Source organism: Neisseria sp. HMSC061B04 (assembly GCF_001836705.1).
Classification (GTDB): Bacteria; Pseudomonadota; Gammaproteobacteria; order Burkholderiales; family Neisseriaceae; genus Neisseria.
This window is the reverse complement of the sequence record NZ_KV830178.1, coordinates 40566-52625: the sequence shown is the minus strand read 5'-3', so window position 1 is coordinate 52625 and position 12060 is coordinate 40566. Positions and strand designations below refer to the sequence as shown.

Sequence of the window (12060 nt, the reverse complement as noted above, 5' to 3'; positions counted from 1 at the left end):
TTAAGCTGCCGTTTTTATTTTGAGGATAAGCTAAAGGCCGTCTGAAAATTTTCAGACGGCCTGATTTTATTTGGTTAATTACAAAACGGCCAAAGCAGCTTCGTAGTCAGGTTCATTCGCAATTTCAGAAACCAACTCAGCGTGGAGAACTTGGTTTTGCTCATTCAAAACCACCACTGCACGGGCAGTTAGGCCGCGTAATGGGCTTTCTGTCAGTGTAACACCGTAATCGTTAGAAAAGCTGCTGCGGAATGTAGAAAGTGTTACTACGTTTTCCAAACCTTCTGAGCCACAGAAGCGGGCTTGTGCAAACGGTAAATCAGCAGAAATGCACAAGACGACGGTATTGTCCAAAGACGAGGCACGTTTGTTGAAAGTGCGGACGGACTGGGCACATACGCCGGTGTCAATGCTAGGGAAAATATTCAGCACTTTGCGTTTGCCTGCAAAGTCAGCCAATGATTTCTCAGATAGGTCTGCTGCTACCAATGTGAAATCAGGTGCAACTTGGCCGATGGCAGGCAAATTGCCGTTTGTGGAAATAGGAGAGCCTTGGAAAGTAACTTGAGCCATGATTCAGTCCTTGTGTCAGGGGTAAAATAGGATGGGCAGGATTTTAGTAATGACGGCGACGGAAATAGAACATGCCTTCGCTGTCAAGTTCTAAAATATAGCGGCCGTTTTGGACGGCGGCATAACCGCTTTTGCCTTCGGTATAAGGCTGTAAAGCAGCGTGTGAAATCAGATAGTCGGTCAGTTTGCTGCCGTCTTGGGCAATATTGTCCACCATTTTTGCAAAGGCAGTGTGGCAAACGCCGTTGGCTGACCATCCGGCTGAAACGCCTTTTTCATTTTTTTCCATGCATTGGCCGCTGATGACTTCTAAGTCGTTAGGGTGCTTGCCAATCAGATTGATAACGCCGCCCTCTATGCCGTTAATCGGATAGGTGCGTTGTTTTTTACCTTCTTTAGTTTCGCCTTCTTGAGCTGTACCTAAATCCAAACCGGCTATGGCTTGTTCATCGATGTATTTGACTTTGAAGGTAGGTTTAGGCGCTTTGCCTGAAGCAGCATCATTGGCGGCAGTATCTTCAGACTTGCCGCCGCAGGCAACCAATGAAAGGCTGAGCAAGATAAGAGGAAAGGTTTTTTTCATATGAGAAACCCTAGAAAAATGATTATATTTCAAATAATAAACGATATTATGGCCGTCTGAAATTTTCAGACGGCCTTACTATTATTATTTCAACGGACGAATACCTACTGCATCGCGGACTTTATCCAATAATTCGCGTGCTTCTTTACGCGCTTTTTGTGCGCCGGCCTGCAAAATATCTTCAATTTGAGAGGGTTTGGCTGTCAACTCATTGTAACGCTCACGCGGTTCTGCGAGCTCGGCATTGATTTTTGCACCCAAGAGTTTCTTGGCTTCGCCCCAAGCAAGGCCTTCGGCCAGCATTTGTGTGAACTCGGCAGTTTCAGAAGGCGTGGAGAAGGCTTTGTAGATTTCAAACAGAGGACTTTCATCAGGCTGTTTTGGTTCACCGGGCTCTTTCATGTTGGTGATGATTTTGTTAACCGATTTTTGGGTTTTCTTGTCGTTTTCCCAAAGCGGAATGGTATTGCCGTAGGATTTGGACATTTTACGTCCGTCCAAGCCGACCAAGAGTTCGACATTTTCATCAATCTTCACTTCGGGCAGGGTAAAGAGCTCTTGGAAGCGATGGTTGAAGCGTCCGGCAATATCGCGCGCCATTTCGACGTGTTGGATTTGGTCGCGACCGACAGGTACTTCATGGGCATTGAACATAAGGATGTCAGCAGTCATGAGGATGGGGTAGCTGTATAGGCCCATTTCCACGCCATGATCCGGATCTTCCTGACCGTTTTCGGTATTTGCCTGTACTGCGGCTTTGTAAGCGTGTGCGCGGTTCATCAGACCCTTTGCAGTAATACAGGTCAGAATCCAGTTCAACTCCATGACTTCGGGAATATCGCTTTGACGGTAGAAAGTGGTCTGTTCCGGATTGAGCCCGCAGGCGAGCCATGTGGCGGCAACAGCTTGAGTAGATTGATGAATCATTTCCGGCTCATGACATTTGATGATGCCGTGATAGTCGGCCAAAAAGAGGAATGATTCGGTATTGGAATCTTGCGCCGCGCGAATAGCCGGGCGGATGGCACCGACATAGTTGCCCAAGTGTGGAATACCTGTTGTGGTAACGCCTGTTAAAACTCGTTTTTTGCTCATGAAAGTATCCTTCGGCATAAAGGCCGTCTGAAAATAAATATGGTGCCGATTATACCTGATTATTCTTGATTTTTCAGACGGCCTTTTACGTATGGGGTAAATGGAAAAGAAAAGTTATACACATAAAATCATAAAAATAAATCAATATAAAACAATAACATAAATAAAATTTACTATTTAATGAAAAAATAACTCTTGAGTTATCCACATTTGCGCCTATATAGGCTTCAACAGAAATATATTTGTAGAGGAACGTAAAATGAGATTTGATAAATTGACTGCTAAATTTCAGCAAGCTCTGCAAGAAGGTCAAAGCCTGGCTTTGGCTGCGGACAGCAGCTATCTCGAGGCCGGCTTTATCTTAAAAGCGTTGCTTGACGATCAAAACAGTGGTGCTGCTGCGTTGCTGGCTCATGCAGGTGTGAATGTGCCTCAAGTGAAACAACGTTTGCAGCAACATTTGAGCAGCTTGCCAAAAGTATCCGGTCAAGGTGGCGATATTATGCCTAGCCGTGAGCTGCAAGCTGTATTGAACTTGATGGACAAAGCGGCAACCAAACGTGGCGATGCCTATATCGCCAGCGAACTTTTCCTGCTGGCTTTGGTTCAGCAGAATGATGCAACCGGCAAAATTTTGAAAGAAGCCGGTGCGACCGAACAAAATATCAATGCCGCGATCGATGCGGTACGAGGAGGACAAAACGTGAACGATGCGAATGCTGAAGACCAACGCGATGCTTTGAAAAAATACACACTCGACCTGACTCAACGCGCCCGAGACGGCAAGCTCGATCCTGTTATCGGTCGTGATGATGAAATCCGCCGTGCGATTCAGGTATTGCAACGCCGTACCAAAAACAACCCTGTGCTGATTGGTGAGCCGGGTGTGGGTAAAACCGCCATCGTTGAAGGCTTGGCGCAGCGTATTGTTAACGGCGAAGTGCCCGAATCCCTGCGCAACAAACGCCTACTGGTTTTGGATTTGGCAGCATTGATTGCCGGCGCAAAATACCGTGGCGAATTTGAAGAACGCTTGAAAGGCGTGTTGAACGATTTGGCGAAAGACGACGGCAACACCCTGATTTTCATCGACGAAATCCATACTTTGGTCGGTGCGGGCAAAACCGACGGCGCGATGGACGCGGGCAATATGCTGAAACCGGCTTTAGCGCGCGGCGAATTGCACTGCATCGGCGCGACTACTTTGGACGAATACCGCCAATACATCGAAAAAGACGCAGCACTCGAACGCCGCTTCCAAAAAGTATTGGTCGGCGAGCCCAGCGTGGAAGACACCATCGCCATCTTGCGTGGTTTGCAAGAGCGTTACGAAATCCACCACGGCATCGATATTACTGACCCTGCTATCGTTGCCGCAGCGGAGTTGAGCGACCGCTACATCACCGACCGCTTCCTGCCTGATAAGGCGATTGATTTGATTGACGAAGCTGCCAGCCGTATCAAAATGGAGTTGGACAGCAAACCCGAGCAGATGGATAAACTCGACCGCCGCATCATCCAGCTCAAAATGGAAAAAATGCACGTTGCTAAAGAAAGCGACGAGGCCAGCAAAAAACGTTTGGAACTGATAGACGAAGAAATCGACGGCTTGCAAAAAGAATACGCTGATTTGGACGAAATCTGGAAAGCCGAAAAAGCCGCGTCTTCCAGCACCGCCGACATCAAGAAACAGATGGACGACATCAAAGTCAAAATCGAGCAGGCCAAACGTCAAGGCGATTTCGCCCGCGCGTCCGAACTCGAATACGGTGAGTTGCCGAAATTGGGTGCACAGTTGCAAGCAGCAGAAAGCAATCCTGAGGGCAAAAAACAAAACAAACTCTTCCGTACCGAAGTCGGCGCAGACGAAGTAGCCGAAATCGTATCGCGCATGACCGGCATCCCTGTGTCCAAAATGATGGAAGGCGAACGTGACAAGCTGCTGAAAATGGAAGAAGTATTGCACCGCCGCGTGGTCGGACAGGACGAAGCCGTGCGCGCCGTGTCCGATGCCATCCGCCGCAGCCGCTCCGGCCTTGCCGATCCGAACAAACCCTACGGCAGCTTCTTGTTCTTAGGTCCGACCGGCGTGGGTAAAACCGAGTTGTGCAAAGCCTTGGCAGGCTTCTTGTTTGACAGCGAAGATCATCTGATTCGTATCGACATGTCCGAATACATGGAAAAACACGCCGTTGCCCGCCTGATCGGCGCGCCTCCGGGCTATGTCGGCTACGAAGAAGGCGGCTACCTGACCGAACAAGTCCGCCGCAAACCGTACAGCGTGATTCTGTTGGACGAAGTGGAAAAAGCTCATCCAGACGTGTTCAACATCTTGCTGCAAGTTTTGGATGACGGCCGTTTGACCGACGGACAAGGTCGTACAGTGGACTTTAAAAATACTGTTATCGTCATGACTTCCAATATCGGTAGCCAACATATCCAACAAATGGGTACTCAGGACTACGAAGCAGTAAAAGAAGTCGTGATGGAGGATGTGAAAGAACATTTCCGTCCTGAAATGATCAACCGTATTGACGAAGTCGTCGTATTCCACGGTTTGGATCAGGCCAATATCCGCAGCATTGCGAAAATCCAGCTTAAAGGTTTGGAAAAACGTTTGGAAGCGCAACATCTGCATCTGAAAGTCGATGATGCTGCCTTGGATCTGATTGCCAAAGCCGGTTTCGACCCTGTGTATGGTGCCCGTCCGCTCAAACGCGCCATCCAGTCGGAAATCGAAAACCCGCTGGCAAAAGCCTTGCTTGAAGGCAAATATGCGCCCGATAGCACAATCCATGTTAAAGAAGAGGGTGGTAAACTCTTGTTTGCATAAAGTTAAAACAATGTAGTATGTTGTTGTAAAAGGCCGTCTGAAAAATTCAGACGGCCTTTCTTGATTATTGATTCATATTATATAATTGTTATGTAATCTGATTATTCTTTGAATTTTAGGGAAATTGATCAAAATCTTATGCCTTAGTTTGATAAAGAATGCGATATAATTTAACTTGTTTACCAAGGTTCTTGCTAAATATCTGATTTAATGTAATAATACTACAATGCAAAAACTGACTAATCAAAATCTTCACATTATTTTGTCGGAGCGCTTAAACGATACCGACTTTGTTCTTATCCTCAACGCCTTAATCAAATTTCTGCGCCGAGGAGGCAAAAAACAGGCTTCCGAACGTTTTGATTTGATTTTATCTACGTTAAAACAAGACGATGCTTTATGCCGTCAATTCAGCCTGCGCTTTTATACTTGGCTGTCTAAAGTTCACATTTATCCTGCGCTGATTAAGCTGGGTATTTTCTCTCGCCATAGTTTTACCCGGGAAATGGGCATACGGATTTATGAGCGGTTCAGTCCGTCTTATAAAGATTTTTCCAACTTGCGCGAAGTGTTTTTATATCTTTTTCATTCTGAAAACGATGATAAATGGTTGCAAACACTGAGTTTGCGACAATGGCTGGGTATGTATGAATTGTTGTTGGCCAAGGCGGATCCCGCTTTGCTTCAGACGGCCAGCCGACAATTGACAGATGCACGTTTGCGTGCGGTAGAAATGTTGTCCATCTGGATTGCTTCCGAAGCGATTGAGCCGGATTTAATACGGATTGCCCCCCGTTTGTTGGAAGCGGATTCTGCATTTGTCGCTTTACAGCGCGAAGTTGCGAAGATGGTGGAACACTATCGCCATAGTGAAGAAACTTATGACACGGCGCACCTGGAGGTTATGTTTGACCAGTGTGAAAAGCAAATTGACTATTTGCGCCGTCGTGGTACGGGAGCCGGGTCTGGTTCGTCAGTAAAAGTTGCACACTTGCTCGAACGCCTGCAACAAACCATAGACCGCCTGAAATTGTTGACCAATATTCAAATCGAAACCAGCCGCACCCGATTAACCGTCAATCTAATGAATGCGATGATTTATGCGGCGGTGGAGCAATACAGCACCGGCCACTTGCGTAAAAGCAGTATCCGAATGCTGGCACGCAGTATTACGGAAAACAAAAGTCATCATGGTGAGCATTACATTACGCGCAACCGTAGCGAATATTTCAAAATGTTTTATTCCGCAGCAGGCGGCGGCGTAATTATTGCTTTGATGGCATTGAATAAAATCCATATTGCGTCTTTGGGGTTCGGCGAATTTACTACTGCATTCTTAGCCGGGCTCAATTATGGTTTGGGCTTTATGTTGATTCATATGCTGCATTGCACTGTTGCAACCAAACAGCCTGCTATGACGGCAGCGAGCTTTGCCGAACAGGTGGACTCGAATGAAGGCAGCAAAGCGGTGGACAATAAATTGGCTAAACTGCTGATTGACGTGTGCCGTTCGCAAAGTGTCGCCGTGTTTGGCAATGTATCGATTGCGGTATTGTTGGCGGCAGGGATTGCTTTTGGCTATGCCCATACGCATGGTCAGCCTTTGCTGAATGAGGCAGTTACGGCCTATCAGTTCAAATCCATTGAGATTTTTACCCAGCCGACCTTATGGTATGCCGCTATTGCCGGCGTATGGTTGTTTTGTTCGGGTATTATTGCCGGCTTTTTTGACAACCGTTCCGATTATCTGAACCTGCGTCAGCGCCTGCCGTTTAATCCGTTTTTACGAAAAATCATGCCTCCGGAGCCGCGCCGCCGGTTGGCCGCTTATATTCATAAGCATTATGGTTCGCTTATGGGTAATTTTATTTTCGGTATGCTTTTAGGCATGACAGGCTATTTTGGCCATCTTTTCGGCTTGCCGCTGGATATTCGACATGTGGCGTTTTCTTCGGCAAATTTGGGTTATGCTGCGATTAGCGGTCATGCAGATATATTCACTTTTATGCTTGGCTTGGCAAGTGTATTGGCAATCGGCATGGTGAATCTGGTGGTCAGCTTTTCTTTAGCTTTGGCCGTTGCACTCCGTTCTCGCGGCACGCGTTTGGGCAGTATGCGTAATTTGCTGAAAAGCTTCTGGAGTCAAGTGAAAGCCAATCCTTTGATTTTACTGTATCCGGTTCAAGTGAATAACAAAGAAAACACGAAGTAAGATTGAAGAAAGGCCGTCTGAATATATACTTTTCAGACGGCCTTTTGATTTAAAAACTATAAAGATTAGGCTTGCAGAGAGGCGCGGTTTTCCAAAACTTGGTCAATCAAACCATATTCTTTAGCTTCATCGGCAGACATATAATTGTCGCGGTCGGTATCGCGTTCCAAGTCGGCCAAATCGCGATCACAATGTTTAGCGAGCAAGCGGTTCAGTTTCTCTTTGATTTTCAGCAGCTCTTTAGCGTGAATTTCAATATCGGAAGCCTGACCGGCCAAGCCGCCGCTGATGAGCGGTTGGTGAATCATGATGCGGCTGTTTGGCAGGGCAAAGCGTTTGCCTTTTTCGCCTGCGGACAACAGGAATGCGCCCATACTTGCCGCTTGGCCCAAGCATAAAGTAGAAACATGAGGCTTGATGAAGTTCATGGTATCGTAAATCGACATACCGGCAGTAACTGAACCGCCTGGAGAGTTGATATAGAAGAAGATATCTTTATCTGGGTTTTCGCTTTCCAAGAACAGTAATTGCGCAACAACCAGATTGGCAGATTCGTCTGTCACCGGGCCGATCAAGAAAACGATGCGCTCTTTCAAAAGGCGTGAGTAGATGTCGAATGCGCGCTCGCCGCGACCGCTTTGTTCGATAACGGTAGGGACAAGGTAATTATTGAAATCGAAGGACATTTTTGTCTCCTGTTAATGATGGAAAAGCACCAAAGCATTTAAAGCGCTTCGGTGCTTTTGATTGTCTGTTTCAGACGGCCTTGGAGCAATTAAGCTTGTGCGCCCATTACTTCGTCAAAAGACAGCGCTTTTTCAGTTACTTTAGCTTTGCTCAGAACGAAATCAACAACGTTGCTTTCTACTGCCAAAGAAGTCGGGCCTTGCAGGCGGGAAGGCTCTGCGTAGTACCAGTCGATAACTTCTTGAGGATCTTCGTAGCTTTCAGCGAAGTTAGCAACAACGGCTTTGATTTGGTCTTCAGTTGGCTCAAGTTTGTTTTCTTCAACCAGTTTAGCCAAAATCAGACCCAAAGAAACGCGGCGTTCTGCTTGTTCTTTGAACATATCCAAAGGCAGATCCAAGTTGGCAGCGTCAGCCATACCTTGGTTAACGAAGTTTTGTTTCATTTCGTTTGCTAAGCGAGCAGCTTCTTCGTTGACCAAAGCAACAGGAACTTGCAAATCGGCTGCTTTGAGCAGGGCGTTCATTACAGATTCTTTGGTTTGTTCACCGATGCGGCGCTCAACTTCGCGGCCAACGTTTTTCTTCACTTCTTCACGCATTTTGGCAACGTCGCCGTCTTCAATACCCAGAGCTTTAGCAAAGTCAGCGTCAACTTCAGGCAAAGTAGCTTCAGAAACGTTGTTCAACGTGATGGTGAATACGGCAGATTTACCGGCAACATCTTTACCGTGGTAGTCTTCAGGGAAGTTTACGGTAACATCTTTGCTTTCACCGGCTTTCATACCGACAACACCGGCTTCGAATTCAGGCAGCATTTGACCTGCACCCAATACGAAAGCGTAGTTTTTAGACGCGCCGCCAGCGAAAGGCTCGCCGTCGATTTTGCCTTCAAAGTCAATGATGACGCGGTCGCCGTTTTGAGCTTCGCGGTCAACATGGTTGAAGCGGGTGCGTTGTTTACGTAGGATTTCTACAGTTTGGTCAACTTCGGCATCGCCAACAGTCGCAGTAACTTTTTCTACTTCTTGGGCAGACAGGTCACCAATAGTTACTTCAGGGAAGACTTCAAAAATAGCGGCAACTTTGAAAGACTCTTGATCGTCTTGTTCTTCAACGCCTTCAAAGCGTGGGTAACCGGCAACTTTCAATTCTTGGGCAACGGCAACATCGTAGAATTCGCGTTGTACCAATTCGTTGATAACGTCGTTTTGTGCGCTTGCACCGTACATTTGGGCAATCATTTTGAACGGTGCTTTACCCGGACGGAAGCCGTCAATTTTTGCGCGGCGTTGGGTTTGTTTCAGTTTTTTCTCAGTTTCTGCGTTGATTTTGGACCAAGGCAGAGACAATACTACTTTGCGTTCCAGATTTTCTAAAGTTTCAACAGTTACGCTCATCGTAAGCCCTTAAATTTGTTGTGTTTAAACGGTTATCCTTCTGCTCAGTATCCCGAAGAATTTCGGAAGCGTGCATAAGGTCAAAATTTAGCTGCTTAGTATAACACAATGTTTCACGAATAACATAAAAAGGCCGTCTGAAAAGTGGGAAATTCTTTTCAGACGGCCTTTGCGTTTCGATATTGTTGTTTTTACAGCTGGTCTTTTTGCGCCAGAATCCGTCGGCTGCCGTTGATGTCTGCCGGAGAAAGCACACCGGCATTTTCAAGCGCATCTACTAAATTGGCGGCGCGGTTGTAGCCGATGCGTAATTGGCGTTGCAGTGCGGAAATGGAAGTTTTCCGGCTTTCCAATACGAAGGCAACGGCTTGATCGAATAACTCATCGCTGTTTGCGTTCGGATTGACAATATTGGTGGTTTCGATGGCTGCTTCGCCACTGAGCAGACCTTCCACATAATTGGTCGGAGCCTGTTCTTTGACGAAATTGACGACCTGATGCACTTCATCATCGGAAACAAACGCACCTTGCAGGCGTGTCGGTTCTGCGCTGCCCGGTTGCAGGAATAATGAGTCGCCGTATTTGAGCAATTCGTCTGCACCCATTTGGTCAAGAATGGTGCGGCTGTCGATTTTGCTTTGTACGGTAAAGGCCATGCGTGTCGGAATGTTGGCTTTAATCAGGCCGGTAACCACGTCGACACTCGGGCGTTGGGTGGCGACAATCATGTGAATGCCTGCAGCACGCGCTTTTTGGGCAAGGCGTGCGATTTGCTGCTCAACGGATTTGCGTTCTGTCATCATCAAGTCAGCCAACTCGTCGATAACGACCACAATCAACGGCAGTTTTTCCAGAGGTTCGGGATCATCGGGATTCAGGCTGAACGGATTGAGTAATGGTTTGCCTGCTGCTTTGGCCTGCTCGACTTTTTGGTTGAAGCCGTCCAGATTGCGCACGCCGGCATGGGAAAGCAGGCGATAGCGTTTTTCCATTTCGGCAACACACCAGTTCAACGCTTGTCCAGCCTCGCGCATATCGGTCACAACCGGGCAGAGCAGGTGCGGGATGCCGTCGTAAATGCTCAATTCCAGCATTTTCGGGTCAATCATAATGAAGCGGACTTCGTCGGGCGAGGCTTTGAAGAGCATGGACATAATCATGCCGTTCACGCCGACGGATTTACCCGATCCGGTCATACCTGCGACCAAAAGATGAGGCATTTTTGCCAAGTCGCCGACAACGGGCGTACCTGCAATATCTTTACCCAAAGCAACGGTCAGTTTGGACTTGGCATCGGTAAACACGGGCGAAGAGAGGATTTCACTCAACATCACGTCTTGGCGTTTCTCATTGGGTAATTCAATGCCCATGGTGTTTTTACCGGCAATGGTCTCGACAATGCGTACGGCTTGCAGAGACATCGAGCGCGCCAAATCTTTGGACAAGGCGACAATTTGGCTGCCTTTGACACCTTGTGCCGGTTCGATTTCGTAGCGGGTAATCACAGGGCCGGAAGTGGCGGAAACAACCTGTACGCCGATGCCAAATTCAGCCAGCTTGGCTTCGATCAATTCTGCGGTCTGTTGCAATTCATCCGGATTGACGGCAACCGGTTCTTCAGACGGCATACGCAACAAGTTCATGTTGGGTTTGTGGTATTCGCCGTTGCTTTTAGGTTCAGTATCGTCAAACAGGGAAGTTTGGATTTTAGGAGGCGGCGCAACAGATACGGCAACGGTTTTACGGTTGCTGCTGCTGCCTGCCAACGGAGCAACCGGAGTAGCGGTAATGGTTTTGGCTTCTTTAACCATGCGGCGCGTATTTTGGGTTTCCAAAGCTTCGGTATGGACATCTTCTTTTTTATTTTGGAATTGAGACAGTTTTTTCATCAAGCTGCCAAACAGGCCGCCCATATGGCTGCCGGATTTGGCCATGACTTCCAACCATGACACCTGAGCCAGCAGGGAAATGGACAACAGCAACATCACCAGCATAATCAACAGGCTGCCCGACTTACCCAACAGCCAAGCCAAGCCTGAACCCGCTAACAAGCCGACTAAGCCGCCTGCACCAACGGGAAGGGATTCGCTCAATGCGTTGTCAAACAGGAAATGTTCGATAATCGGGCTGCACACCAGCAGGAGGAATAATGCCAAAGCGGCTACGCCGTGATTGTAAGGTTTATGGTTTTCCTGCTTTTTCATGGGGCGGAAATTTTTGTAGAGGAAAACGCAAGAGGCGGCTATCCACCACCAAAACGATAGGCCGAACAAATAATATCCGACATCGGAAAGATAGGAGCCAAAGAGGCCGCCGAGGTTGGCAACATCGTTGCTTTTGGGAACGCTGCGCGACCATGCAGGGTCGTCCATGCTGAAGCTGGCCAGGGAAATGGCCAGATAAATGGTGATAACCAAGCCAAACAGCCATAAAGCATCATTAATTAAGTTGACGACATGCTCGGGACGCGCTTTTTTTTCTTCATTTCTTTGCAGCTCTTTGGCGGCTTTCAGGCGTTGGGAGACCTTATTGTCGGCTTGAGTTTGTGCTTTGGTGGATTTGCGTGTGGTCGGTTTGGCTGCCGGTTTGGTAGAGACGCGTTTTTTTGTTTGGGTTTTAGAAGATTTTGCAGTCATGAGATAAAGGCCGTCTGAAAAGACCGGAGGTAATGTGCGTAA

8 protein-coding genes are annotated in these 12060 nt (G+C 47.5%); 2 read left to right on the top strand and 6 right to left on the bottom strand.

What is annotated here, in order from left to right; translation table 11 throughout:
* Positions 1-78 precede the first annotated feature (78 nt).
* The 3 genes from tpx to trpS all read right to left on the bottom strand — a co-directional run bounded on the left by tpx (position 79) and on the right by trpS (position 2251).
* On the bottom strand, positions 79-573 hold the full coding sequence (tpx, locus tag HMPREF2661_RS02565) for a thiol peroxidase (RefSeq protein ID WP_049323208.1): 495 nt from the start codon (positions 571-573) through the stop codon (positions 79-81).
* Between the two features lie 43 nt (positions 574-616).
* Positions 617-1156 carry a hypothetical protein gene (locus tag HMPREF2661_RS02560; protein ID WP_070822264.1) on the bottom strand — a complete coding sequence of 180 codons (540 nt, stop codon included), beginning with the start codon at positions 1154-1156 and terminating at the stop codon, positions 617-619.
* Between the two features lie 84 nt (positions 1157-1240).
* Positions 1241-2251, bottom strand: a complete 1011-nt coding sequence (trpS, locus tag HMPREF2661_RS02555; protein WP_004520609.1) for a tryptophan--tRNA ligase — start codon at positions 2249-2251, stop codon at positions 1241-1243.
* A 259-nt stretch (positions 2252-2510) separates the two neighbouring features.
* Between trpS and clpB the strand changes: the two genes are divergently transcribed.
* Both clpB and HMPREF2661_RS02545 read left to right on the top strand, forming a co-directional pair.
* Complete coding sequence (clpB, locus tag HMPREF2661_RS02550) at positions 2511-5084, top strand: ATP-dependent chaperone ClpB (RefSeq protein WP_070822263.1); 2574 nt, start codon at positions 2511-2513, stop codon at positions 5082-5084.
* A gap of 226 nt (positions 5085-5310) precedes the next feature.
* Positions 5311-7296, top strand: a complete 1986-nt coding sequence (locus tag HMPREF2661_RS02545; RefSeq protein ID WP_049323214.1) for a site-specific recombinase — start codon at positions 5311-5313, stop codon at positions 7294-7296.
* Positions 7297-7361: 65 nt separating this feature from the next.
* Here HMPREF2661_RS02545 and clpP read toward each other — a convergent pair whose 3' ends face one another.
* The 3 genes from clpP to HMPREF2661_RS02530 all read right to left on the bottom strand — a co-directional run bounded on the left by clpP (position 7362) and on the right by HMPREF2661_RS02530 (position 12018).
* On the bottom strand, positions 7362-7982 hold the full coding sequence (gene clpP, locus HMPREF2661_RS02540; protein WP_003683589.1) for an ATP-dependent Clp endopeptidase proteolytic subunit ClpP: 621 nt from the start codon (positions 7980-7982) through the stop codon (positions 7362-7364).
* An 89-nt stretch (positions 7983-8071) separates the two neighbouring features.
* On the bottom strand, positions 8072-9382 hold the full coding sequence (gene tig, locus HMPREF2661_RS02535) for a trigger factor (protein ID WP_070822262.1): 1311 nt from the start codon (positions 9380-9382) through the stop codon (positions 8072-8074).
* Positions 9383-9573: 191 nt separating this feature from the next.
* Positions 9574-12018: a DNA translocase FtsK gene (locus HMPREF2661_RS02530; RefSeq protein WP_070822261.1), complete on the bottom strand. Its 2445-nt coding sequence runs from the start codon at positions 12016-12018 to the stop codon at positions 9574-9576.
* Between the last annotated feature and the right edge of the window lie 42 nt (positions 12019-12060).